Source organism: Actinomadura sp. WAC 06369 (assembly GCF_003947565.1).
Classification (GTDB): domain Bacteria; phylum Actinomycetota; class Actinomycetes; order Streptosporangiales; family Streptosporangiaceae; genus Spirillospora; species Spirillospora rifamycini.
Genome location: NZ_QHJN01000083.1, coordinates 1 through 24,042, shown reverse-complemented (window position 1 = coordinate 24,042; position 24,042 = coordinate 1). Strand labels below are relative to the sequence as shown.

Annotated in this window: 26 protein-coding genes; 11 read left to right on the top strand and 15 right to left on the bottom strand. The window is 74.6% G+C overall.

From position 1 onward, the window contains the following. Positions 1 to 96: 96 nt before the first annotated feature. Positions 97 to 684: a 3-isopropylmalate dehydratase small subunit gene (gene leuD, locus DMH08_RS22245; protein WP_125617467.1), complete on the bottom strand. Its 588-nt coding sequence runs from the start codon at positions 682 to 684 to the stop codon at positions 97 to 99. Positions 685 to 693: 9 nt separating this feature from the next. Continuing rightward, positions 694 to 2,091 (bottom strand): 3-isopropylmalate dehydratase large subunit, encoded by a 1,398-nt coding sequence (gene leuC / locus DMH08_RS22240; RefSeq protein ID WP_026403813.1) that lies wholly within the window; start codon positions 2,089 to 2,091, stop codon positions 694 to 696. 116 nt (positions 2,092 to 2,207) lie between these two features. Between leuC and DMH08_RS22235 the strand changes: the two genes are divergently transcribed. From DMH08_RS22235 to DMH08_RS22215, 5 genes are all read left to right on the top strand, one after another. After that, on the top strand, positions 2,208 to 2,927 hold the full coding sequence (locus DMH08_RS22235) for an IclR family transcriptional regulator (RefSeq protein WP_026403814.1): 720 nt from the start codon (positions 2,208 to 2,210) through the stop codon (positions 2,925 to 2,927). Positions 2,928 to 2,998: 71 nt separating this feature from the next. After that, complete coding sequence (locus tag DMH08_RS22230) at positions 2,999 to 3,622, top strand: MerR family transcriptional regulator (protein WP_026403815.1); 624 nt, start codon at positions 2,999 to 3,001, stop codon at positions 3,620 to 3,622. A 437-nt stretch (positions 3,623 to 4,059) separates the two neighbouring features. Next, a complete protein-coding gene (locus DMH08_RS22225) occupies positions 4,060 to 4,449 on the top strand; it encodes a YidH family protein (protein WP_125617465.1) in 390 nt (129 codons plus the stop codon). Positions 4,450 to 4,504: 55 nt separating this feature from the next. Continuing rightward, positions 4,505 to 4,810, top strand: coding sequence for a DUF202 domain-containing protein (locus tag DMH08_RS22220; RefSeq protein WP_026403817.1), 306 nt, complete (start codon positions 4,505 to 4,507; stop codon positions 4,808 to 4,810). A 79-nt stretch (positions 4,811 to 4,889) separates the two neighbouring features. Then, a complete protein-coding gene (locus tag DMH08_RS22215) occupies positions 4,890 to 5,291 on the top strand; it encodes a RidA family protein (RefSeq protein ID WP_125617463.1) in 402 nt (133 codons plus the stop codon). Here the strand turns inward: DMH08_RS22215 and DMH08_RS22210 are convergent. Then, a complete protein-coding gene (locus tag DMH08_RS22210) occupies positions 5,288 to 6,211 on the bottom strand; it encodes a LysR family transcriptional regulator (RefSeq protein WP_125617461.1) in 924 nt (307 codons plus the stop codon). The genes DMH08_RS22215 and DMH08_RS22210 overlap by 4 nt on opposite strands. Positions 6,212 to 6,358: 147 nt before the next feature. On the opposite strand from DMH08_RS22210, the gene DMH08_RS22205 reads away from it, so the two are divergent. From DMH08_RS22205 to DMH08_RS22185, 5 genes are all read left to right on the top strand, one after another. Further along, complete coding sequence (locus tag DMH08_RS22205) at positions 6,359 to 7,186, top strand: SAM hydrolase/SAM-dependent halogenase family protein (protein WP_125617460.1); 828 nt, start codon at positions 6,359 to 6,361, stop codon at positions 7,184 to 7,186. A gap of 76 nt (positions 7,187 to 7,262) precedes the next feature. Beyond that, on the top strand, positions 7,263 to 8,117 hold the full coding sequence (locus DMH08_RS22200; protein ID WP_051301055.1) for an ABC transporter substrate-binding protein: 855 nt from the start codon (positions 7,263 to 7,265) through the stop codon (positions 8,115 to 8,117). Next, positions 8,114 to 8,998 carry an amino acid ABC transporter permease gene (locus DMH08_RS22195; protein WP_125617458.1) on the top strand — a complete coding sequence of 295 codons (885 nt, stop codon included), beginning with the start codon at positions 8,114 to 8,116 and terminating at the stop codon, positions 8,996 to 8,998. Before DMH08_RS22200 ends, DMH08_RS22195 begins: the two co-directional genes overlap by 4 nt. Continuing rightward, entirely contained in the window at positions 8,995 to 9,744 is a 750-nt protein-coding gene (locus DMH08_RS22190; protein ID WP_026403822.1) for an amino acid ABC transporter ATP-binding protein, read from the top strand. Before DMH08_RS22195 ends, DMH08_RS22190 begins: the two co-directional genes overlap by 4 nt. Positions 9,745 to 9,765: 21 nt before the next feature. Next, positions 9,766 to 10,182: an NUDIX hydrolase gene (locus tag DMH08_RS22185; protein WP_125617456.1), complete on the top strand. Its 417-nt coding sequence runs from the start codon at positions 9,766 to 9,768 to the stop codon at positions 10,180 to 10,182. Between the two features lie 142 nt (positions 10,183 to 10,324). Here DMH08_RS22185 and DMH08_RS22180 read toward each other — a convergent pair whose 3' ends face one another. From DMH08_RS22180 to DMH08_RS22155, 6 genes are all read right to left on the bottom strand, one after another. Further along, the gene (locus DMH08_RS22180) at positions 10,325 to 11,263 is read right to left on the bottom strand and encodes a DMT family transporter (protein ID WP_233617735.1); all 939 of its coding nucleotides are present in this window, start codon (positions 11,261 to 11,263) and stop codon (positions 10,325 to 10,327) included. Positions 11,264 to 11,337: 74 nt separating this feature from the next. Then, positions 11,338 to 11,952, bottom strand: coding sequence for a glycerol-3-phosphate responsive antiterminator (locus DMH08_RS22175; protein WP_199747944.1), 615 nt, complete (start codon positions 11,950 to 11,952; stop codon positions 11,338 to 11,340). A gap of 9 nt (positions 11,953 to 11,961) precedes the next feature. After that, on the bottom strand, positions 11,962 to 13,512 hold the full coding sequence (locus DMH08_RS22170; protein WP_125617454.1) for an FAD-binding oxidoreductase: 1,551 nt from the start codon (positions 13,510 to 13,512) through the stop codon (positions 11,962 to 11,964). Continuing rightward, on the bottom strand, positions 13,509 to 15,191 hold the full coding sequence (locus DMH08_RS22165; RefSeq protein ID WP_125617451.1) for a glycerol-3-phosphate dehydrogenase/oxidase: 1,683 nt from the start codon (positions 15,189 to 15,191) through the stop codon (positions 13,509 to 13,511). Before DMH08_RS22165 ends, DMH08_RS22170 begins: the two co-directional genes overlap by 4 nt. Beyond that, a complete protein-coding gene (locus tag DMH08_RS22160; protein ID WP_125617449.1) occupies positions 15,188 to 16,768 on the bottom strand; it encodes an FGGY family carbohydrate kinase in 1,581 nt (526 codons plus the stop codon). Before DMH08_RS22160 ends, DMH08_RS22165 begins: the two co-directional genes overlap by 4 nt. 63 nt (positions 16,769 to 16,831) lie before the next feature. Beyond that, positions 16,832 to 18,265 carry an MFS transporter gene (locus DMH08_RS22155; RefSeq protein ID WP_125617447.1) on the bottom strand — a complete coding sequence of 478 codons (1,434 nt, stop codon included), beginning with the start codon at positions 18,263 to 18,265 and terminating at the stop codon, positions 16,832 to 16,834. Between the two features lie 195 nt (positions 18,266 to 18,460). Between DMH08_RS22155 and DMH08_RS22150 the strand changes: the two genes are divergently transcribed. Beyond that, a complete protein-coding gene (locus tag DMH08_RS22150) occupies positions 18,461 to 18,751 on the top strand; it encodes a putative quinol monooxygenase (protein ID WP_026403829.1) in 291 nt (96 codons plus the stop codon). Positions 18,752 to 18,764: 13 nt separating this feature from the next. On the opposite strand, the gene DMH08_RS22145 is transcribed toward DMH08_RS22150, so the two are convergent. The 6 genes from DMH08_RS22145 to DMH08_RS22120 all read right to left on the bottom strand — a co-directional run. Then, positions 18,765 to 20,141, bottom strand: coding sequence for an NADH-quinone oxidoreductase subunit N (locus DMH08_RS22145; RefSeq protein WP_125617445.1), 1,377 nt, complete (start codon positions 20,139 to 20,141; stop codon positions 18,765 to 18,767). A 2-nt stretch (positions 20,142 to 20,143) separates the two neighbouring features. After that, positions 20,144 to 21,649, bottom strand: coding sequence for a complex I subunit 4 family protein (locus DMH08_RS22140; protein ID WP_125617443.1), 1,506 nt, complete (start codon positions 21,647 to 21,649; stop codon positions 20,144 to 20,146). A gap of 4 nt (positions 21,650 to 21,653) precedes the next feature. Further along, positions 21,654 to 23,042: a proton-conducting transporter transmembrane domain-containing protein gene (locus tag DMH08_RS22135; protein ID WP_125617441.1), complete on the bottom strand. Its 1,389-nt coding sequence runs from the start codon at positions 23,040 to 23,042 to the stop codon at positions 21,654 to 21,656. Continuing rightward, positions 23,039 to 23,341 carry an NADH-quinone oxidoreductase subunit NuoK gene (gene nuoK, locus DMH08_RS22130; protein ID WP_026403833.1) on the bottom strand — a complete coding sequence of 101 codons (303 nt, stop codon included), beginning with the start codon at positions 23,339 to 23,341 and terminating at the stop codon, positions 23,039 to 23,041. The genes DMH08_RS22135 and nuoK overlap by 4 nt, the downstream gene beginning before the upstream one ends. Then, complete coding sequence (locus DMH08_RS22125; protein WP_125617439.1) at positions 23,331 to 23,825, bottom strand: NADH-quinone oxidoreductase subunit J; 495 nt, start codon at positions 23,823 to 23,825, stop codon at positions 23,331 to 23,333. Before DMH08_RS22125 ends, nuoK begins: the two co-directional genes overlap by 11 nt. After that, positions 23,826 to 24,042 (bottom strand): NADH-quinone oxidoreductase subunit H (locus DMH08_RS22120; protein WP_199747943.1); only part of this gene is annotated, 217 nt, incomplete at its 5' end. It abuts the gene before it with no gap.

The following is a 24,042-nucleotide window of genomic DNA, read 5'->3' as shown; positions in this document are numbered from 1 at the left end:
AGGCCCGGACCGCCCCCACGGCCCGGGCTCCAACCTCCCCGTTCTCCGCCCCACGAAGCACACCCCCGCCACCGCGAAAGGTGTACCGCGCGGGTCTCAGAGGGTGACGGGCTTCCAGGGTTGGCGGGTGGCCTCGAAGTCGGCGATGGCCTCGGCGTGGCGGAGGGTGAGGCCGATGTCGTCCAGGCCCTCCATCAGGCGCCAGCGGGTGTAGTCGTCGATCTCGAAGGACGCGGTCTCGGCGCCGTACCGGACCTCGCGCTTCTCGAGGTCGACCGTGATCTCCAGCGCCGGGTCCTGCTCGACGAGGGCCTGGAGGCGCTCGACCTGCTCGCCGGTGAGGACGACCGGCAGCAGGCCCATCTTGGTGGAGTTGTTGCGGAAGATGTCGCCGAAGCGGGGCGCGATGACGACGCGGAAGCCGTACTGCTGGAGGGCCCAGACGGCGTGCTCGCGGGACGAGCCGGTGCCGAAGTCGGGGCCGGCGACCAGGATCCCGGCGCCCACGTACTGCGGCTGGTTGAGGACGAAGCCGGGGTCCTCGCGCCACGCGGAGAACAGGCCCTTGTCGAAGCCGGTGCGGCTGACCTGCTTGAGCCAGACGGCGGGGATGATCTGGTCGGTGTCGACGTTGCTGCGGCGCAGCGGGACCGCGCGCCCGGTGTAGGTCGTGAACGCTTCCATCGTGGTTCCTCAGAGGTCGGCGGGAGCGGCCAGGCGGCCGGTGACGGCGGTGGCGGCGGCGACGGCGGGCGACACCAGGTGGGTGCGGCCGCCCGGCCCCTGCCGTCCTTCGAAGTTGCGGTTGGACGTCGAGGCGCTGCGCTCGCCCGGGGTGAGCTTGTCGGGGTTCATGGCGAGGCACATCGAGCAGCCCGCCTCCCGCCACTCGGCGCCCGAGGCGGAGATGACCCCGTCGAGGCCCTCCTGCTCGGCCTGCTTCTTGACCTCCATGGACCCCGGGACGACCAGCATGCGGACGCCGTCGGCGACCTTGCGGTCCTTGAGGACGTCCGCGACGGCGCGCAGGTCCTCGATGCGCCCGTTGGTGCAGGAGCCGACGAAGACGGTGTCGACGGCGACCTCGCGCAGGGGCGTCCCGGCGGTGAGGCCCATGTACTCGAGGGCGCGCTCGGCGGCCTGGCGCTCGACGGGGTCGGTGAAGGACGCCGGGTCGGGCACGGACTCGCCGAGCGGGAGGCCCTGGCCGGGGTTGGTGCCCCAGGTGACGAACGGGGTCAGCTCGGCGGCGTCGATGACGATCTCCTTGTCGAAGACCGCGTCGTCGTCGGTGCGCAGGGACGTCCAGTACTCGACGGCCGCGTCCCAGTCGGCGCCCTGGGGGGCGTGGGGGCGGCCCTTGATGTAGTCGAAGGTCGCCTCGTCCGGGGCGATCATGCCCGCGCGGGCGCCGGCCTCGATCGACATGTTGCAGACGGTCATGCGGCCTTCCATCGACAGCGAGCGGATCGCCTCGCCGCGGTACTCGATGATGTGGCCCTGGCCACCGCCGGTACCGATCCGGGCGATGATCGCCAGGATGAGGTCCTTGGCGGTGACGCCCGCGGGCAGTTCGCCCTCGACGGTGACGGCCATCGTCTTCGGCTTGACCTGCGGCAGCGTCTGGGTGGCGAGGACGTGCTCGACCTCGCTGGTGCCGATGCCGAACGCGAGCGCGCCGAACGCGCCGTGCGTGGAGGTGTGGGAATCGCCGCACACGACCGTCATGCCCGGCTGGGTCAGGCCGAGCTGCGGGCCGATGACGTGGACGATGCCCTGGCCGTCGTCGCCCATCGGGTGCAGGCGGACGCCGAACTCGGAGCAGTTCTTGCGCAGCGTCTCGACCTGAGTGCGCGACACCGGGTCGGCGATCGGCTTGAGCAGGTCGGTCGTCGGGACGTTGTGGTCCTCGGTGGCGATCGTCAGGTCGGGGCGGCGGACCCGGCGGCCGTTCATCCGCAGCCCGTCGAACGCCTGCGGGCTGGTGACCTCGTGCACCAGGTGCAGGTCGATGTAGAGGAGGTCGGGCTCGCCCTCGGCACGCCGTACGACGTGCGCGTCGTACACCTTCTCGGCCAGTGTCCGGCCCATCGCTCCCACCTCACCTGTCATGATTCGTCCGGCGCGTCGCGGTGGATGCCGCCGCGCACCGCTGGTCTTGTCCGCCCCGATTTGCATCTCACATTCCGAGACTGCAATATCAGGACATGGACAACTCTAGCGGAGTCGGCGTACTTGACAAAGCGGTTCTCGTGCTGAACGCGCTCGAAGCGGGTCCGGCGTCGCTCGCCCAGCTCGTCCAGAGCACCGGGCTGGCCCGGCCGACCGCCCACCGGCTCGCCGTCGCGCTGGAGCACCACCGGTTCGTGCACCGCGACGCGCAGGGCCGGTTCATCCTCGGCCCGCGCCTCGCGGAACTGTCCGTCGCGGCCGGCGAGGACCGCCTGCTCGCCATCGCCCAGCCGATCCTGTCGCAGCTCCGCGACCTGACGGGCGAGAGCGCATCGCTGTTCCGCCGCCAGGGGGACGTCCGGGTCTGCGTCGCCGCGGCCGAGCGCAGCAGCGGGCTGCGCGACACCATCCCGGTCGGGGCCGCCCTCCCGATGACCGCCGGGTCCGCCGCGCAGATCCTGCTCGCGTGGGAGGACCCCGACCGGCTGCACCGGGGCCTGCGCGGCGCGAAGTTCGAGGCCGCGACGCTCGCGTCCGTCCGCCGCCGGGGCTGGGCGCAGAGCGTCGGCGAGCGGGAGCAGGGCGTCGGCTCGGTGTCGGCCCCGATCCGCGGCGCCGCCGGACGGGTGATCGCCGCGGTGTCGGTGTCCGGGCCCCTCGAGCGCCTCACCCGCTCCCCCGGCCGGCTGCACGCCGGACCCGTCATCGCCGCCGCCGAGAAGATCTCCGAGGGGATGCGCCGCACCGCGTCCTGACCTGCGAATAGCGCCGAACCGCCCGCGGGGGCGGCCGGATCGGAGCTACCCTCCGGGCGAGGGGGTGCGCGGTGCAGATCTCCGAGCTGAGCGACCGCAGCGGCCTGACGGTGCAGACGATCAAGTTCTACATCCGGCAGGGGCTGCTGCCCGGGGGCTCGGCGGTGAGCGCCACCCGGTCCGAGTACGGCCCCGCGCACCTGGAGCGGCTGCGGCTGATCAACGCGCTGCGCGAGGTCGGCGACCTGCCGGTCGCGGCGATCCGCGAGGTCGTCGCGGCCGTCGACGGCGACTGCGGCCCGCACGGGCTGGTCGGCGCCGCGCAGCGCGCCGTCGGCCCGGACGCCGCCGCCCCCGCCGATCCCGACTGGCGCGCCGCCCGGCAGGACGTCGACGCGCTCGTCCGCGAACTGGACTGGCGCGTCGCCGCCGACGCCCCCGCCCGCGACCTGCTCGCCGCCGCGTTCGTCTCGCTGCGCCGCCTCGGGTACCCGGTCACGCTCGCCGACCTGCGCCCGTACGTCCGCGCCGCCGCGGGCGTCGCCGAGCACGAGGTCGCCCGCATCGACGAGGCGGCCCCGCGCGCCCGGACGGCCCGGTCGCTGCTGGTGACGACCGTCGTGTACGAGCGGGTCTTCGCGGCCCTGCACCGGCTGGCCCAGGAGGACGCCTCCGCCCGCCGGTTCGCCCCGTGACGGGACACGCGTCCGTCATCACCCGAGCCGATCCCGCCGGGCCGGGGGCTCCCCTGCTTCTTCGGCTTCCGGCCGTCCCCGGCGAATGGTTCGTCCCGTGGACGAACGAGCCCCGGAACGGCATTCCCGACGCGGCTCGTCCGTGCGCCTACAACGACCTGCCACCCCCTCTGACCGACGGTCGAAAACGAGCGGCTTCCGCGTGGCGCCGAGTACGCAAGACGGGCGGGACGAGCGGCCGGTGCACCCGTCCTGACCTGGGCCGATACTGCGACGCTCCCGGCCGGTCCAGCGGGCGCCGCCCGACACGAGCGAACTTTTCCCAGCTGTTGGATGGGAAAAGCCGACAAATCGAGAATTGCGGTCATCACTTAATATGAAGGGACGAGAGCGGCAACCGGCCGCCCCTTTTCCCCGAATGCAGGTTCGCCACACCGATGACCGCGACGCGTTCCCCCGAGTCCCCGGGCGGCCGATGGACCGACCGCCTGCTCGCCGAGGGCAGCGACCCCGACCCGCGCTTCACCCTCGCCAACGAGCGGACCTTCCTCGCCTGGATCCGGACGGCGCTGGCCCTGGTCGCGGGCGGCGTCGGCGTGGCGCTGGCCGGCGACCTCGTGGACGCGCCGCTGCGGCACGTCCTCGCGATCGGCTTCTCCGCCGCCGGCGCGCTCGTGGCCGCGCTGGCGTTCCGCCGCTGGCTGCGCACCGAGCGCGCGCTGCGCCGCGACGAGACCCTCCCGCCCCCGGCCCTCGCCCCGCTCATGTCGTACGGCCTGGCGGTCGGGGCGGTCGCCCTCGTCATCGCCCTCCTGCTCACCCGATGACCGCCCGCCCGGCGCCGTCCCGCCGGCGGCGCGCCGCGCCCGGCGGCGGGCGGCCGTGAAGCTCTGGGACCGGGGCGCGCAACCGGAGCGGACGGCGCTGGCCTGGTCGCGGACGACGCTCGCGCTGGTCGTCGCGGGGCTGTTCTGTGTGCGGCTGGCGCCGTCGGCGGTGGCCGCGGCGACGGCGGCGGCGGTCGTGTGCGGGGCCGCCGCGCTCCAGGTGCGCCGGACGCGCGCGAACCTGCGGCGGCGCGGGGAGCGGCTGCCGAACGGCGGGCGGATCGCCGACGCGGAGTCCGTCCTGATCGCGACGGGCCTGACGATCCTGCTGGCCGTCGCGGTGATCCTGTTCGCGGTCTGAGGCATGCGCGGTACGCATGCCTGATGTGCGAATCCTTCGCTGGTGTCATGGCTCGCCGCCGCCTAGCGTCGGTCGCGCCATGACGCAGACACGAATCACGCACAGCGACCCCACGACCGTCCCGGCGCCGCCGACGCCGCTCTACTCGCACGCCGTCCATGTGACGTCCGGACCGATGCTGTACGTCTCGGGGCAGATCGCCCTCCTGGACGACGGCACGGTGGCGGCGCCCGGCGACATGACGCGGCAGTCGGAGGTGATCTTCTCCCTGCTGGAGCGGATCCTCGCCGCGCACGGCGCCGGGTTCGCCGACATCGTCAGCATCCGCACGTTCCTCACCGACCTCGACCGGCTGCCCGAGTACGGCGCCGTGCGGGCCCGGTACCTGCCGAGCCCGGCGCCGACGAGCACGACGGTGGAGGTGGCGCGGCTCTTCCACCCGGACGCGCTGCTCGAGGTCGAGGTCGTCGCGGCCGTCTAGCCGGACGCGGCCGGGCCGTCCGCGGCGGCCGCGGCGTCCCGCAGGTCCCGCAGGAACGCCGCCGCCGGCGGGGACCTGCGGGCGTGCCGGCCCACCGCCGCGTACACGGTGCGGCGCGGCGGCTCCGGCGCGACCGCCCGCAGGACGACGCCCTCCCGCGCCGCGCCGGGGGCGGCCAGGGACGGGACGAACGTGACGCCGAAGCCCGCGGCGACGAGGCCGAGCTTCGAGATCCACTCGGCGGCCCGCAGCGGCGTGCGCGGGGTGAAGCCGGCGGCCTCGCAGCGGGCGTGCAGGGCGGCGACGGCCGCGGGGTCGTCGGCGACGATCCACGGGTCGTCCGCGAGGGCGTCGAGGGGCACGCGCCGCCGCGCCGCGAGCGGATGGTCGTGCGGGAGGGCGACGAGCAGTTCGTCGTCGAGGAGCCGGACCGGGTCCCCGGCGGGGGCGGGGACCTTGTGCGTGCTGACGACGGCGATGTCGAGGTCGCCCGCGTCGAGCATCGGCGCCAGCCGCTCGGTCAGGTCCTCGCGCAGGACGACCCGCACGCCGGGGTGCCGCGCCCGGAGGCGGGCCAGGGCGTCCGGGACGAGCGCCACGTTCGCGGTCGGGAACGCGCCGATCCGGAGGGTCCCGGCGTCGAGGCGGCGCAGCCCGTCGAGGGCGCGGGCCGTGTCGGCGAGCCGGTCGAGGAGGGCGCGGGCGTGCGGCAGGAGGTGCTCGGCGGCGGGGGTCGGGCGGACGCCGCGGGCGCCGCGCGCGAACAGTTCGACGCCGCAGAGGTCCTCCAGGGCGGCGATCTGCCGGGACACGGCCGACTGGGTGTAGCCGCCGGCGGACGCGGCGGCGGTGAAGGAGCCGAGGTCGGCGACGGCGACGAACGTGCGGAGCAGCACGGGGTCGAGGGCTTCGGGGCGCATCACCCGCGAGGATACGGGCGGGGCGGGCGGCCGGCGCGGGCCGCCGGGCCGGACGGCCCCGGGGGTGCGCGGCGTGCCGAGCGTGATCACCGGTTGGTACCCTTTTGCACCTCACCCTCCGTCATCACCGCAGGTCCCGAGGTGTCCATGCCCGATCGTCCGTTCATCAGCCTGGCGACCGATTTCGGCGCCGCCTACACCGCCGTCTGCGCGGGCGTGATGTACGGCATCGTCTCGGACGCGAACGTGCTGGTGCTCAGCGACGAGATCACGCCGTTCGACGTGCGGGAGGGCGCGATGCTGCTGCGGCAGGCGCTGCCGTACCTGCCGCGGGGCGTGCACGTCGGGATCGTCGATCCGGGCGTCGGGACGTCGCGGCGGCCGGTCGCGATCCGCACCGGACGCGGGGACGTGCTGGTCGGCCCGGACAACGGGCTGCTGCTCCCGGCGGCCGAGGCGCTCGGCGGCGCCGCCGCGGCGCACGCGCTGGAGGACCCCGCCTACCGGCTGCCCGACGTGTCGGCGTCGTTCCACGGGCGCGACGTCTTCTCCCCCGCCGCCGCGCACGCCGCCGCGGGCGTCCCCGTCGACGCGTTCGGCCCGGCCGTGGAGCCGCTGCCCCTCGACGTCCCGGCGCCGGTCGCCGCCGCCGGGGAGCTGACCGTCCCGGTCCTGTACACGGACCGGTTCGGCAGCCTCGTGCTCGGCGCGCGGCCGGACGACCTCGCCGCCGCGCTCGGCGCGCCGGAGCCCGGCACCCCGCTGGACGTCGCCTGGACGGGACCGGACGGCGCCGAGCGCACCGCGCGCGTCCCCTTCGCCGAGACCTTCGGCGGCGTGCCGCCCGGCGGCGCGCTGCTGTGGACCGACTCGTCCGGCTGGCTCGGCCTGGCCGTCAACCGCGGGTCGGCGACCGAGGTCCTCGGGCTCGCCGGCGTGACCTCGATCGTCCTGCGCGCCGTCCCGGCCGCCTGACCACCACCGAACACCTCCAGCACCGAACACCTCCACCACCGAACACCTCCACCACCGAGCACCCCTTGGAGCCCCCGTGTCCCGCCGCCGCCTGCCCCTGCTGACGGGCCTCGCCGCCGTCGTCCTCGCCGGCACCGCCTGCGCCCCCGAGGAGGCCTCGACCGCCGAAGCGCCCGCGTCCTGCGCCAAGGAGGACCTGAACCTCACGACCCCCGGCAAGCTCACGGTCGCGACCGACAAGCCCGCGTTCGAGCCGTGGTTCGCGGGCGACGACCCGTCGAACGGCGAGGGCTTCGAGAGCGCCGTGGCGTACGCGGTCGCGGGCGAGCTCGGGTTCGGGAAGGACGAGGTGGCCTGGACGGTCCAGCCGTTCGACTCGGCGTACGCGCCCGGCCCGAAGAAGTTCGACTTCGACATCAACCAGATCTCGGTCACCCCGGAGCGGGCGAAGGCCGTGACGTTCAGCGACGGCTACTACACCGTCCGGCAGGCCGCGGTGACGATGGACGGCTCGAAGTACGCGGGCGCCACGACGCTGGCCGAGCTGAAGGACGCCCGGATCGCGGTGCAGGTCGGGACGACCTCGCTGCGGGCCGTCAAGGAGCAGATCGAGCCCGGCGACGAGCCGAAGGTGTTCAACACGCAGATCGACGCGGTGAACGCGCTGAAGAACGAGCAGGTGGACCTGCTGGTCGTCGACCTGCCGACCGCGTTCTACGTCACCGCCGCGCAGATCGACGGCTCGAAGATCGTCGGGCAGCTGCCGCACCGCGCGGGCGACACCGAGCACTTCGGGCTGCTGCTGGAACGCGGCAACCCCCTGGTGACCTGCCTCAACGAGGCCGTCGGCGCACTGAAGTCGTCCGGTGAGCTGCAGAAGCTCGAGGACAAGTGGCTGGCGGACGAGGCCGACGCGCCGCTGCTGAAGTGAAGGCGCCGGCGGAGGGCGGCGCGCCGGACGGCGCCGCCTGGGTGAAGAGCGAGCGGCAGCGGGAGCGCGAGCGGCGGCGGCGCCGCGCGGGCGTCCGGTCGGCGTCGCTGGCGACCGTGTCGAGCCTGCTGTTCGTCGCGGTCGTCGCGGGGGTCGTGGTGTCGTCGCCGGGCTGGCCCCGGGTGCACGAGACGTTCTTCGACTGGAGCGAGTTCACCGGCGCGCTGCCGGACGTCCTGCGCGGCTTCTGGCTGAACGTCCAGATCTTCCTGATCGCCGAGCCGATCATCCTGCTGCTGGGCCTGCTGGTGGCGCTGGCGCGGGGGCTGCGCAACCCGCTGTTCTTCCCGCTGCGGGCGCTGGCGACCGCGTACACGGACGTCTTCCGGGGCATCCCGACGATCCTGCTGGTGTACCTCGTGGGGTTCGGGCTCCCGGCGCTGCAACTGCAGGGCGTGCCGGACAGCCCGGCGGTGCTGGGCGGGCTCGCGCTCGTCCTGTCGTACGGCGCGTACGTCGCGGAGGTGTTCCGGGCGGGGATCGACTCGGTCCATCCGAGCCAGCGCGCGGCGGCCCGGTCGCTGGGGCTGAGCCAGCCGCAGGCGCTGCGCTTCGTGGTGCTGCCGCAGGCGGTGCGCCGGGTCGTGCCGCCGCTGCTGAACGACTTCGCGTCGCTGCAGAAGGACACGGCGCTGATCGCGGTGCTCGGCCCGCTGGAGGCGCTGCGGCAGGCGCAGATCCACTCGGCGGAGACGTTCAACTACACGCCCTACCTGGCCGCCGCGGTGCTGTTCGTCGCGCTGACGGTGCCGCTGGCCCGGTTCACCGACCATCTCGCGGCGCGCGCGGAGCGCCGCCGCGCCCCCGGAGGCGGCTCATGAGCGGACCCCTGCTGCGCGTCGAGGGCGTCTGGAAGACCTACCGGTCGCATCCGGTGCTGCGCGGCGTCGACCTGGACGTCGCGCGGCACGAGGTGGTGTGCCTGATCGGCGCGTCCGGGTCGGGCAAGTCGACGCTGCTGCGCTGCGTGAACGTGCTGGAGGCGGTCGACGACGGGGCGATCTTCCTGGAGGACGAGGAGATCACCGACCCGGACGCCGATCCCGACGACGTCCGCAAGCGCATCGGGATGGTGTTCCAGTCGTACAACCTGTTCCCGCACATGTCGGTGCTCGACAACATCACGCTGGCGCCCGTCCGGGTGCACCGGCGGAAGCGGCGGGAGGCCGAGGAGCAGGCGCGGGAGCTGCTGGAGCGGTTCGGCCTGGCCGACAAGGCCGGCGAGTACCCCGACCGGCTGTCGGGCGGGCAGCAGCAGCGGGTGGCGATCATCCGGGCGATGGCGGGCCGGCCGAGCCTGCTGCTGCTCGACGAGGTGACGTCGGCGCTGGACCCGGAGCTGGTCACCGAGGTGATGGGCATCATCCGGGAGCTGAAGGAGTCGGGGATGACGATGATCCTGGCGACCCACGAGATGGGGTTCGCCCGGGACATCGCGGACACGGTGTGCTTCCTGCACGACGGCGTCCTGCTGGAGCGCGGCACGGCCGAGCAGATCTTCTCCGAGCCGGCCGAGCCGCGGACCCGCGAGTTCCTGAGCCGGGTCCTGGAGTCCCGGCGGCTGTAGGGCGCCGGGATACTGGGCGGCATGCCTGATTCCATCGCCGAGCTGGACGTCGTCGCGTGGGTGCGGATCGTGGACGGGCGGCTGCTCGCCGTCCGATCCCGCGGCCGCGACCTGCTGTACCTGCCGGGCGGCAAGCGGGAGCCCGGCGAGAGCGACTGGTCGGCGCTGGCGCGGGAGGTGCGCGAGGAGCTGGGGCTGGAGCTGGAGCGGGCGTCGCTGCGGGAGCTGGGCGTGGTGCGGGCCCCCGCGCACGACCAGCCGGCGTTCGCGCGGGTCCGGATGGCGTGCTACACGGCGGACGGGCGGGGCGACATGGCCGCGTCCGGCGAGGTGGACGAGTTCCGGTTCGTCGGACCGGACGAGCGGGGGCTGCTCGCCCCCGCCGCGCGGGCGGCCCTCGACCTCGCCGCGGAGCACGGGCTGCTCGCCCGCGGGTGAGCCGCGACCGCGCCGCGGTGCCGGGCGCCTGCCGGCCGGCCGGGCGGCCGGACGGCCGGGCGCCGTGCTCCACGACGCGGCCCCGCGCGTCCCGGATCGTCCCGCCGGTCAAGACGTCCCGCCGGTCAGGACGTCCCGCCGGTCAGGACGTCCTGGCCGGCCGGTTCGCCAGCAGCACGCCCGCGCCGCCGAGCACCAGCCCGGCGACGGCCAGCGGGTGCAGGGACTGGTCGATGAGCAGCCACGCCATGACGGCGGTGACCGACGGCGTGAGGAAGAACAGGGTGCTGACGCGGCTCGCGGAGAACCGCTGCAGCATCGTGTTGAGCAGCAGGAACGCGGCGATGGCGTTGACCAGGACCATCCAGGCGACCGAGCCGCCGAACTTCGTCCAGTCCGAGACGTGCGGGGTCTCGAGCAGCAGGCTGAGCACGCCGACGACCGGGGCGGCGGCGAGCAGCTGCGCGGCGGTGCCGGAGCGGACGTCCATGTCGGGGACGAACCGCTTCTGGTAGAGGGTCCCGGCGCTGAGGCCGAGGAGGCCGACCAGGCACAGCAGCACGCCCCCGGCCGACAGGCTGAGCCGGTCGGCGACGGCGAGGGTGACGCCGGCGGCGCCGAGCGCGAAGCCGAGCCACTGGCGGACGGTGACGGTCTCGCCGAGGAACCGGGCGGCGAACGCGACCACGACGGGGTTGAGGCCCTGCACGAGGGACACGACCGCCGCGGGGAAGCCGAGGTCGAGCGCGGTGTAGAAGCTGCCGAACTGGACGGCCTGGATGAGCAGGCCCGTGACGGCGATGTGCGCGAGGGCCCGGCCGCGCGGCCACGGCGCGCGGACGGCCAGCGCGTACGCGGCGAGCAGCAGCCCGGCGAGGCCGAACCGGGCGAACATCAGCAGCAGCGGCGGCGCCGACTCCACGCCCGGCACGCCCGCGATGAACGCGCTGCTCCACAGCACGACGAACAGGGGCGGCGCGAGCGCCATCGGCCCGGCCCGGCGGGGCGTCGCGGGCGGGTCGGACGGCGCGGACGGCACGGGCGTGCGGCCGCGGAGGCGTGTCGGCGGGGCCGACGGCATGGGCGATCCTTGAGGGTCGTGAGACGGGGGGCGAAGGGGCGGCCGGCGTCGGCGGCCGGCGTCGGCGGGCGGCGTCAGCGGGCGGCGGGGAGCGCGGCGCGGCGCAGGTCCCAGAGGTCCTCGTCGGACGTGCACACGCCCGCGGCGCCGTGGCCGAGCGCGGCGGCGACGTCCGCCGCGCCCTGGACGAACCCGGCCGCCAGGTACGGGACCCCGAGGTCCCGCGCCTGGCGCTCCACGTACGGCAGGACGACCGCGGGCATGAGCTGCACGAGGTCGGGCTGCGAGCGGGCGATCGACTGGATGCTGCGGTGCAGGTTGGAACGGTCCGTCACGAAGACCTTCTGCATCGCCAGCAGGCCCAGCGCGCTCGCCCGCTCGACGATCCCGGCGCGGGTGGAGCAGACCGCCACCGCCCCGATGCCCTTGAGGTAGGTGAGCGCGCCCGGGTCGTGGCCGAGACCGGGAGTCGAGTCGATGTTGACGAACACGATCTTCCCGGCGGACCGGGTCGTCGCCACGGTGGCCTGGAGGTCGACCAGCGGTACCGAGGCGAGGACCCCCAGCGGGGCCGGCGTCGCGGTGAACCGCTCCGCCATGGCCGTGCCGACGAGGGAGGCCATGACGGGGTACTCCGCCAGCGCGGTCAGCAGGCGGCGGTCCACCGGACGTTTCGGGCGTGGGCTCACAGCCAAATGCTACGCACCCGCACCAAAACGGGACGGGAGGCCCAGCTTGCCCGGGTTCATGATCCCGGCCGGGTCGAGGGCCTGCTTCACCAGCGCGAGCGTCCCGAAGCCGCTGCCGAGGGCCCGCTCCATGTACGGGGAGCGGAGCAGGCCGATGCCGTGGTGGTGGCTGATCGCCGCGCCGTGCCGGATGAGGACGTCGTTGGCGGCGTCCCACGCGGCCCGGTACCACTCGCGGCGGCGGGACCGCTCGACGTCGCCGCGCAGCGAGAAGTAGATGCAGGCGCCGTCGGTGTAGGCGTGGGACTGGTGCGCGGACGCGCGCAGCGTGCCGGGCACGGCCTCGATCGCCTCGACGACCTCGGTGTAGATCGTCGGCAGGTCCGACCAGGGCGCCGCGATCTCGCAGGTGTCGGCGACGAAGCCGGGGCCCTTGGCGAAGCCGTCGCCGGACTTGCCGACGAGCATCCGCTCGTCCAGCCAGCGCTCGAACACCGCGTCCCCGTCCAGCGTGGCGGACGCCGCGGCGCCGCAGACCTCCGCGACGATCGCCATCGTGGCGTCGACCAGCGCCGGGTCGCCCTCGTCGGCGATGAGCAGCAGGTTGGTGCCGGGCTCGCCGAAGTGCGTGCCGCTCTCGTGCGCGTCGTACAGGCGCAGGACGGCGGGGGTGGCGCCGCGCTGCAGGATCTCCCGGCAGGCGTCCAGGCCCGCGGCGAACGTGGCGAACCCGTAGGCGAGGCCCTTGGCGTACTCGGGGAGGCGGTGGACGCGCAGCCGCAGCCGGGTGATCACGCCGAGGGTGCCCTCGGAGCCGATGAACAGCTGCCGCAGGTCGGGGCCGGTGGCCGCGCGCGGGTAGGTGCCGTAGGAGGCGGTGGACCCGTCGGGGAGGACGACGTCCAGCCCGACCACCATGTCCTCGATCTTGCCGTAGCGGGTGGAGAGCTGCCCGGCGCCGCGGCAGGCGGCCCAGCCGCCGACCGTGGAGATGGCGAACGCCGACGGCCAGTGGCCGGTGGTGGCGCCGTGCACCTCCTGCAGCTCCTTCTCGAACAGGTCGCCGAACATGCCCGCCTGCACCTCGACGATCATCGACTCGGCGTCGAACGCGACGATGCGGTTCAGCCCGCACACGTCCAGCACGACCCCGCCGTGGACCGGCAGCGCGGCGCCGAGCACGTTGCTGCGCCCGGCGGAGACGGTCAGCGGGATGCCGTGCGCGCCGCACACGCGGACGACGGCGGCGACCTGCTCCTCGTCGGCGGCCTCGACGATCACGGCGTCGGGGGTGGCGGGGGCGCCGTCGGTCTCGCCGATGGAGGTCCCCGCCCACCAGTCGCGGGTCCGCCGGACGACCTCGTCCCGCTCGGCGTGGACGGCGGCCGCGACGGCGCGCAGCTCGGCGACGACGGCGTCCGGGACGCGGACGACCTCGCCCTGCAGGCTCGCCGGCCCGTCCCCGGGCGGGCAGTCGGCGGCCCAGCGCGGCGGGGTGGGCGCGCCGACGACGTAGTCGCCGCGGTTGAACGGGTGCGTGACGGTCTGCCTGCTGATCATGAGAGTCCCTCCATCAGAGCGGTCTTCTCCCGGTCGATGCCGGACACGTACTCCTCCACCTGCCGCGCGACCTCGTCGTCCGGCAGGCCCAGTTCGCGCTGCAGCAGCCGCCCGACCTCGGGCGCCGCCCGCACCGACAGGTCGCGGGCGAACAGCCGCATGCGGGTGCGCCGCGACAGGACGTCGTCCACCGACCGCGCCAGCTCGCAGCGCGCCGCGTAGACGACCTCGGCGCGCAGGTAGGCGGTGCCCTCGACGATCGGCTCGGCGAGCGAGGCGTCCTCGGCGAACAGCGCGGCGACGAAGCGGGCCTCGGTGCCGTAGCGCTCGCCCAGGTGGGCGCCCGTCCCGCCGGTCGCGGCGGTCGCCTCGGCGTCGTACCCGGCGGCGCCGAGCAGCGGCAGCTTCGCGGTGCGGCAGGGGGCCTTGCGGCCGAGCACCTTGAGCGCCTCGTCCACGACCAGCTCGCCCATGTGGCGGCTGGTGGTGAGCTTGCCGCCGGTGACGGTCACCATCCCGTGCGCGTCGGTGGTGACGCGGTGGTCGCGGCTCATGTCGAGCGTCGCGCCCTCCTTGCCGTCCTTCGCGCCCACCAGCGGCCGCAGCCCGGCGATCGAGCCGACGACGTCGGCGGGCGTGAGGTCGGCGTCGAACGCGGTGTTGGCGCCGTCCAGGAGGTAGTCCATCTCCTCCCTGGTGCACAGCACCTCGTCGAGCGGCCCGTCGTAGTCGGTGTCGGTGGTGCCGACGACCACCACGTCGCCCCAGCGGGTGCAGGTCGCGCGGCGCGCCCGCCCCGGGACGGGCACGGTGACGGTGCCGTCGATGGGCAGCCGCGTCCACGGCACCACGATGTGGACGCCCTTGGCGGGACGGACGGTCGGCTCGTGCGCCGGGTCGGACAGGGCGTCCACCGTGTCGGACCAGACGCCCGTCGCGTTCACCACGACGCCGGCGCGGACCTCGACCGCGCGCCCGTCGACCTCGACGGTCGCGCCGCGCACCCGGCCGCCCTCGCGGATCAGGCCGGTGCAGGCGGCGCCGTTCAGGACGGTCGCGCCGAAGTGCGCGGCGGTCCGCGCGATCGTCAGCGTGAGCCGGGCGTCGTCGGTGCGGCTGTCGTAGTACAGCAGCCCGCCCTTGAGCCGGTCGGCGCGCAGCTTCGGCGCGCGCGTCAGGACCTCGGGGACGGTCAGCTTCTGGTGCAGCCGGCCGATGCGCCAGCCGCCGGCCAGGTCGTACGTCCACAGCAGGCCCTCGAACGCCTTGGCGATCTTCGGGTCGAACACGCCGTCCTGCGTCAGGACGGGGAACACGAACGGCAGCCGCTGCACCAGGTGGGCGGCGTTGCGGCGGAACCGCTGGCGCTCCAGCAGGGACCGCCGCACCAGCGGCAGGTTGCCCTGCTCGATATAGCGGAGCCCGCCGTGCACCATCTTGGACGACTTGGACGACGTCCCGGAGGCGAAGTCGTCGCGCTCGACGAGGGCGACCGACAGGCCGCGGGTGGCGGCGTCCAGCGCGGTGTAGCAGCCGGTCACGCCGCCGCCGACGACGAGGACGTCGACGGGGCGGGCGGCGAGCCGGTCGGCCTGCCGCGCGCGGTCCAGGAGCAGCGGGGTCCGGCGGATGGCGTTCCGCGTCTCGGATCTCGCCTTGCGTTCGGGCAGTCGGATCACGGCTTCGATTCCTCCGGTGACGTGCTGGCGGGTGACGTGCTGGCGGGTGACGGGTGCGGGTGGCGGGCGAGATGCCGGGCGAGGAGGTCGCGCCACGCGGCGCGGGCCTCGGCCCGCCGGGAGCCCGACAGGGTCGGCTCGAAGACGGGGGCGTCCTCGAGCGCGGCGGCGGTGGCGAGGTCGGGCCACAGCCCGGCCTTCACCCCGCCGAGGTAGGCGGTGCCGCGCAGGCTCGCGGTCTCGTTGCCCGGGGCGCGCCGCACCGGGCGTCCGATCAGGTCGGCCTGGCTCGCCATCAGGACGTCGCTGGCGGCGAGGCCCCCGCCGCAGGACAGGTCGGTGACGGGCGCGCCGCCGGCCGCCTCGACGCCTTCGAGCAGGTCGCACACCGAGTGCGCGAAGCCGTCGAGGATGCCGCGGGCGAGCGCGGCGCGGGTGGTGGACAGGCTGAGCCCGGTGAGGATCCCGGTGGCCTCGGGCACCCATTCCGGGGTGCGCAGGCCCGCGAGCGCCGGGACGAACAGGACGTCCGACGGCCCGTCGTGCCCGCGCGCGAGTTCGGCGAGGTGGCGGGGCGACTCGAACAGGCCGATCTCCTCGCAGAGCCAGCGCATCGCCGAGCCGGTGGTGGAGGCGTAGCCCTCCAGGCTGAACACGCTGGTCCCCCGCGACCGCCAGCCGACGAGCGTGAGGATCCCCGGGACGGCGCGGCGGTGCGCGGGCGGCGCGGCGCCGGCGACGGCGTCCACGAACGTCCCGGTGCCGTGCACGCAGGTGGCCTGGCCGGGGCGGTGCGCGCCGAGTGCGATCATCGCGGCGTGCTGGTCGCCCATGACCGACAGGATCGGCAGCCGGGCGCCGAGCACCGCCGGGTCGGTGCCGCCGAGGTCGGCGTCCTCGTCGACGATCTCGGGCAGGACGTCGCGGGGGCAGCCGAGGAACTCGACCCACGGGTCGTACCAGGTGCCGGTGCGCAGGTCGTAGGCGCCCGCCGCGACCGCGTTCGTCGCGGACATGACGTGCCGCGCGCCGCCGGTCAGCTTCCACACCAGCCACGTGTCGACCGACCCGAACGCGAGCCGCCCCCGCGCGTGGGCGCGGCGCGCGGCGTCGTTGCGGGCGATCTCCTCGGCGGCCCACAGCAGCGGCGCGCGCGAGCCGACGGGACGTCCGGTGTGCTCGACGAGCCGGTCGTCCCACGCGGGTTCGAATGCGCGCAGCCGCGCGGCGTACCGGCGGTCCTGCCACACGACGGCCGGGCTGAGCGGCTCGCCGGTCGCGGTGTCCCACACCAGGACGGTCGCGCGCTGCGTCGCCACCGACACGCCGACGACCTCGACGTTCTCGGCGGCGGCCCACGCCAGGGCGCGCCGGCACACCGCGACGGTGTTCGCCCAGATCTCGGCGGCGTCCTGCTCCACCCGCAGGTGGTCGGGCGAGCTGACCGAGATGGGCAGGTAGGCGGGGGGCGCCGCGCCGCCGTCGTCGAGGACGACGGCGGCACGGGTGCCCGTGGTGCCCTCATCGATGCTCAGCACGCCGCGGCGGCGTCGCCCCTTGCTCAGCGCCCCGATCATCAGCGAAGGTCCTTTCCTCACATGGACGCGCGGCCGCTGGGGCCCGCGGTCGGACGGGACGGGTCAGACACCGGCCGGCTGGCGGCGGCGGCCGAGGCCGACGGCCTCTTCCTCGAGGTTGATCGTGGTGCGGGTCGGCTCCCACTTGATCACCAGGCAGGTGAGGAAGCCGGCCAGCGGGACGACCGACAGCAGCATCAGGCTCGTGCCGATGCCGAGCCCCGACTCGAGCTGCGGGAACAGGTACAGGCCGGCGACGGAGCCGAAGCTGCCGAGCATGCCGGTGACGCCCGTCCCGAGGGTGCGGATGTTGCTGCGGTAGGAGAGCGCGGCGATCGACTTGCCGTTCGGGCCGGGACCGGCCGAGTGGAAGAAGATGAACAGCACCGGCAGCAGCGCGGCGAGGAAGACCGGCAGTTCCTTGAAGGTGGCGCCCATGACCAGCAGGGCGGCGAACACCACCGCGTACCCGCCCATCGAGCTGACCCGCAGGCCCATCCGGCGGCCGAAGTAGGCGGACAGGCAGCCGCCGACGATGCCGACCGCGTTGAACATCATCGAGCCGAGGGTGGCCTTCTCGAACTGCTCGCCGAACAGTTCGAGGCTGATGACGGGCAGGTACCAGCCGACGGCGAAGTACTGCATGCCCTGGGTCAGCGAGATCATCGTGGACAGCACGGTGCGCGGCAGGTAGGGGCCGCGGAACAGCACGCCCATGTCCTTGAAGCCGACCTGGCGGCGGGCCGCCGCGGCGTCGCCGGTGTCGGGCTCGCCGGCCCGCACATCGAACCCGTACATCTTGCGGAGGCTCGCCGCGGCCTCGGTCAGCCGGCCCTTGGACGCGAGCCAGGTCGGGCTCTCGACGAGGAAGACGAGCTGGCCCACCAGCAGGACGAAGGCGAACACCGCGGAGGACGCCACCGACCAGCGCCAGATGTCGGCGCCGACGTCGAACGAGTAGAACAGCAGGGTCAGCGCGAGGTTCGTCGTGGTCGCGGTGTACCAGACGCCCTGCCAGAAGTTCAGCCTGCCCTTCAGCTTGGCCGGGGTGTACTCGGCGAGCAGGGCCATCGCGACGGCGAAGTCGATGCCGTAGGCGATGCCGACGAGGCCGCGGCCGGCGAAGACCGTCAGGAAGTCCGAGCCGACGGCGGTCAGCAGCGCGCCGACCGCGAAGACGACCTTGGTCAGCAGCAGCGGCTTGAGCCGGCCGATCCGGGCGGCGAGCCAGCCGCCGAACGGGTTGGACAGGATCGCGATCGCGGGCGCCATCGCGGTCAGGACGCTGACCTGGGTCGGGGACAGTTCGAGCTGGTCGACCATCGTGGACAGCCCGGCGCCGAGCGCCGCGTTGGAGTAGGCGTCCAGGAAGAGCCCGGCCAGCGCGAGGAACCAGATCCAGTTGGTCCGGCCGCGCATGGCCTTGAGCGTGTCGATGAGGCCGGCAACGTCACCCGCGTTGCGGATGACCGTCGTACTCGAGGGGGCGTCGTTCATGCCCGCCGCCTTTCAGGGGGTGGTAGCCCTTGCCAGCGGTCGGGAAAGCGAAAAGGCACAGCACGAAGACCACTGACAGGGATGTCTTCGTCTGTGCCTGTCGAACGCTCGGAGGTTACGAGGTGAACATCCGGTGTGTCAACCGACACACCTCGATGCCCGGTTTCTCCGGCCACCCCCTTAAAGTGCCTGGTCATGAGCTACATAGTGCAGGCCGTGTGGACCGCTCGGGACGGCGAGGAGGCCGCCGTCGCCGACATCGTCCGCCGGATGACCCCGCCGTCCCGGGAGGAACCGGGCAACCTCTCCTACGTGGCGCACGTGGACGCCGAGGACCCGCGCCGCTTCGTGATCATCGAGGAGTACGTGGACGCCGACGCGTTCGCCGCGCACCGCGCCAGCCCCCACTTCCGGGAGCTGGTCGCCGGCGACTGCCTCGCCCGGCTCGCGTCCCGGGAGATCACCGTCCTGGAGCGGCTGGCCTGAGCGTTCCGCCAGGTCACAGGGCCAGCGCGACGCCGGTGCCGGCGCCGAGCAGCAGCGAGCACACGGCGGCGCCCGCGGCGACGAGCGCCGCGCCGCGCGCCGGGCGGAACGGGCCGTCCGGCGCGCGGCACATCGGGACGATCCACCGGAGGTAGTAGAAGACGGACGCGACGGTGTTCACCGCCGCGACGACCGCGAGCCAGCCGAGGCCGCCGTCGATCGCGGCGCCGAACATGAGCACCTTCGCCGCGAACACGGCGGTCGGCGGCGTCCCGACGAACCCGAGCAGGCACACCGCGAGCGCGAGCCCGGTGACCGGCGCGGCCCGCAGGAGCCCGGTGTAGCCGCGCAGGTCGTCCCGTCCGGCGGCGAGGACGACCGCGAACGCGCCGACGTTCGTCACCGCGTAGGCGCCGAGGTAGAACAGCACCGCGGGTCCGGCGAGGCCGGTGCGGCCCGCCGCCGCGACCGGGACGAGCAGGTACCCGGCCTGGCTCACGGTCGAGTAGGCGAGCAGCCGCCGCACGTTGCGCTGCCCGAACGCGGCGAGGTTCCCGAGCGTCATCGCGGCGGCGGCGAGCACCGCGACGAGCACCGGCCATCCCGCCGCGCCGTCCGGGAGCGCGTCCGCGCCGAACCGGTACAGCGCGGCGAACGCGCCGATCTTGGGGACGGTCGTGACGAACGCGGCGACGGCCGGGGGCGCTCCCTGCGCCACGTCCGGCACCCAGAAGTGGCCCGGGACGGCGCCCGCCTTGAACAGCAGCCCGGCGAGCAGGGCGACGGCGCCCGCCGCGACGGCCGCGTCCGGCGCGCCCGCCAGACCCGCCCTGAGCTGCGGATACGCCGTTCCGCCGGCGACGCCCGACAGCAGCGTGACGCCCGCGAGCATGAGCACGCCGAGGAACGCGCCCATCAGGTAGTACTTCAGCGCCGCCTCGGTGCCGGGCGCGTCCTTCCCGAACCCGGCGAGCGCGTAGGCGGGGATGCTCGCCAGCAGGTAGGCCGCCACGATCACGAGCAGGTCCGCGGCGCCGCCCAGCATGACCGTCCCGAGGGCCGACAGCAGGATCAGCACGTAGTGCTCGCTCTCACGCGGGTGCCCGCGCACCGCCCCCGCCGCGAGCGCCAGGACGGGCGGGACGGACGCGAGCACGACGATCCGCGTCACGTGCGTGACCGGGTCCACCGCGAACGACCCGAACGCCATGAGGTCGGGGCGCGTCGCGGCCGCGCCCGCGGCGGCCAGCCCGCCGAGCGCGCCCGCCGCGCCGAGCGCGGCGACCCGCCACTGGCCCGTCCGGGGCAGGAACATCCCGCCGACCAGGCCGAGGACGGCCGCGAGGAGCAGGCACAGCTCCGGCGCGAGGTCGGCCGGGTTCTCGTTCATCGTCACCGCGCGACCCACCCGGTCACGGCCGCCGACAGCGGCTCGATCGTGTCGAGCAGGGGGCCCGGAAGGAGGCCGATGAGCAGCGACAGCGCGAGCAGCGGGACGATCGCCGCCGCCTCCCCGCGCCGCAGGTCGCCGACCCGCCCGGTCAGCTCGCCGGGGCCGCCGAGCAGCAGCCGGTGCAGCACCCGCAGGAACAGCCCGGCCGTGACGACGATGCCGAGGACCGCGAGCGCGCCCGCGGCGGCGGTCGCGGCGGCGCCCGTCCCGATCGTCCCGGCGAAGATCTGGAACTCGGCGACGAACCCGGAGAAGCCGGGCAGCCCGAGGGACGCGAACGCCGCGGCGGCGAACGTCCCGGCGAACACGGGCGCGGCCCGCGCGACGCCGCCGAACCGCCGCAGGTCGTGGGTCCCGGCGCGCGCGTGGAGGACGCCGCACAGCAGGAACAGCGCGCCCGTGATCAGCCCGTGGCTCACCATCTGCGTGACCGCCCCGGTCACCGCGAGCCGCGGGCCGCTCGCGGGCGCGCCGCCGTCCGTCCCGTCCGCGTACCCGGCGGCGCCGAGCGCCAGCACGACGTAGCCCATGTGGTTGACCGACGTGTACGCGACGAGCCGCTTGACGTCGTCTTGCGCGAGCGCCACCAGCGCCCCGTACAGCACCGACACCAGCCCGACGACCAGGACGGCCGGGGCGTACCGGTGCCACGCGCCCGGCAGCATCGGCATCGCGATCCGCACGAGCCCGTACGCGCCCATCTTCAGCATGACCCCGGCCAGGATCGCCGAGCCGGGCGCGGGCGCGTCGGTGTGCGCGGGCGGCAGCCAGGTGTGGAACGGGACGACCGGCGTCTTGATCCCGAGGCCGACGCCCAGCGCGAGCAGCGTGAGCCCGGCGAGCGCGGGCGCGTCCTCCAGGGGCGGGTCGCGGGTCAGCTCCGCGATGTCGAACGTGCGCGGTTCGGAGCCCAGGTAGAGGCCGATGAACCCCAGCAGCAGGAACAGCGAGCCCAGGAACGTGTAGAGGAAGAACTTCAGCGCCGACCGCGCGGCCCCGTCGCCGTGCCCCCACACCAGGATGACGAAGTACATCCCGACGATCGACAGGTCGAAGAAGACGAAGAAGAGCAGCAGGTCGAGGGCCGCGAAGACGCCCAGGCAGACGGTCTCCAGGAACAGGAACAGCATCGCGAACGCCCGCGTCCGGCGCTCCCGCCGCACCGAGTACACCGCGCACGCCGCGAACAGCAGCGCGGTGAGCGTCAGCAGCGGCAGCGACAGGCCGTCCGCGCCGACGTGGTACCCGGCCCGGACGGACGGGATCCACCGCACGTCCGCCTCGTACGACGTGCCGCCGCGCGTCCCGTGCGCGGCCCACATCCCGGCGATCAGCGCGAGGTCCGCGAGGCCGGCCGCGACCCACGCCCACGGCACCGCCCGGCGCGGGACGGCGGGCAGCAGCAGCGCGGCGGCCAGCGGCAGGAAGATCACCAGCGTCAGCACCCGGTCACCCCGCCAGGACCGCGATCAGGACGAGCACCGCGAGCATGACCGCCGCCTGCGCGTAGTACATGTGGACCTGCCCGGTCTGCGGGCGCCGCGCGAGCGCGCCCAGTGCGCGCGCACCGCGCCCGACGGCCGCGACCACGCCGTCCACCCGCGGCTCGGCGTCCCGCGCCGCGAACTCCGCGGCCCGGCGGCCCCCGCGCGCGATCGCCGCGACCGTTCCGTCCACCACGCGGTCGTCGAACCGGGCGAGCCCCCGGGCGAGCGCGAGCACCGGACGGACGACGCCCGCGTGCGCCGCCCGCTCCAGGTACGCCCAGTGCAGGCCCCACGCGGGCGCCCGCACCCGCACGCCCTTGGCCACCGCGGCGACCACCGCCGCGGTGGCCAAGGGCGTGCCGGTGCGCGCCAGCCACACGCCCGCGCACAGGAACAGCAGGCTCTTCACCGCCGCGTGCGCCACCAGGTGCAGCGCCCCGCCCGCCACGGCCGCGGCCCCGGCCGCCAGCACGACGAACCCGATCTGCGCGCACGTCGACGCGGCGAGCAGCTGCTTGAGATCGCGCTGCGCCAGCGCGACGACCCCCAGCACCAGCGCCGTGAGCGCGCCCGCCCAGCACACCACCGCGTCGGCCCACCCGCTCGCCGCCAGGAGCGGGTGCAGGCGCAGCAGCAGGTAGCCGCCCGCCGCGACCATCGTCGCCGAGTGCAGCAGTGCGGAGACCGCGCTCGGTCCCGCCATCGCCCGCGACAGCCAGAACGAGAACGGAAGCTGCGCCGACTTGCCCAGCGCCGCCACGACGACGCCCGCGGCGATGAGGTCGATCCAGGGCGACCGCGCCGCTTCCAGTCCCGCCAAGCTCAAGGAACCCGTCCCCGCCAACGCGAACCCGGCCGCGAGGTAAAGACCCGTATCGGTGGCGCGCGTGGTGACGAACGCCGCGGCGGCCGAGCGCACGGCGCCGTCGTCCGTCCAGCGGTACCCGATGAGCGCGTACGACATCGCGCCCATGACCTCCCAGCCCATCAACAGCAGCAGCAGGTCGGAGGCCGTGACCGTGACGAGCATCGCGCCCGCGAACACCAGCATCAGGCCGGAGAAGCGGGCGCCGAACCCCTCCGCCGCCGCGTGGAGCAGGACCAGCAGGACGGCCGCCGCGACCGTCACGACCATCGCGACCGACAGCCCGTCCACGGCGAGCCCGCCCGGCGCCCCCGGCAGCACCGCGACCCGCGCCGCCGGCCGCGCCGCCGCCGCGGCCCCCGCGAGCGCGAGAACGGCCGCCGCGACCGCGACGCCCGCCGCCGGCGCGACCCGGTCGGCGCGGCGCCCCGCGACGAGCAGCAGCGCCCCGGCCAGCAGCGGCGTCCCGCAGACGGCGGCGATCATCCCCGCAGGTCCCCGGCGTCGTCGGTCTGGTCCGCGTCCCGCGCGCGGAACAGCGCCGTCACCACGGCGAACCCCATCGCCATCTCCAGCGCCATCACCGTGACCGCGACGAGCACCAGCACCTGCCCGTCCACCGCCGGGCGCACCGCGGACCAGAACCCGCCCGCCGCGACCAGCACCCCGTTGACCATCAGCTCGATGCCCATCATCAGCATCACGACCGACCGCTGCGACAGCGCCCCGTACAGCCCGACGCAGAACAGCGCCGCCGCCGCGGTCAGGAAAGCCTCAAGCGTCATCGCCGTACCGCCCCGGCCGCGTCGCCAGCACCACCGTCGCGATCATGGTGGCCAGGATGGCGACCCCGATCACCATCATGACCAGCATCTTCTCGCCCATGATCGCCTCGCCGAGCGCGACCGCGGGATCGTCCGGCCGGCGTCCCGCCCGCTCCGGCCACGGCACCGCCGCGATCCCCGCGACCAGCACCGCGAAGGCCGTCCCCGCGATCGCCGCGGCGCCCCGCCGGTTGTGCACCATCGACATCGGCACCAGCCCGGCCGGGTTCATCATGTACATGACCATGAAGACCGCCATCACCAGCATCTCCATGATCATCATGAGCACGACGAGGACGCCCAGGTAGTGCAGGCCCGCGAGCATCAGCAGGCCGCCCGTGCACAGGAACGACGCCAGCAGCGCGAACGTCGCCCGCGCCATCGAATCCACCACGAACACCGCGACGCCGAAGGCCGCCGCCGCCGCGCCCACGCCCCACACCATTCAGACCACCACGATCGCCACGACGAGCATCTGCAGCACCACGGCCGGGATCAGCACCGTCCACGCCGCCGCCGTGAACCGCTCCATCCGCAGCACCGGCAGCCGCCGCCGCGCCCACACCAGCAGCGCCAGCACCGCCGCCGCCTTCAGCACCGACCACGCCCACCCCGGCAGGACGGCCTGTGGTTCGGCGTGTGGATGCCGGTGGCGTTCGCCG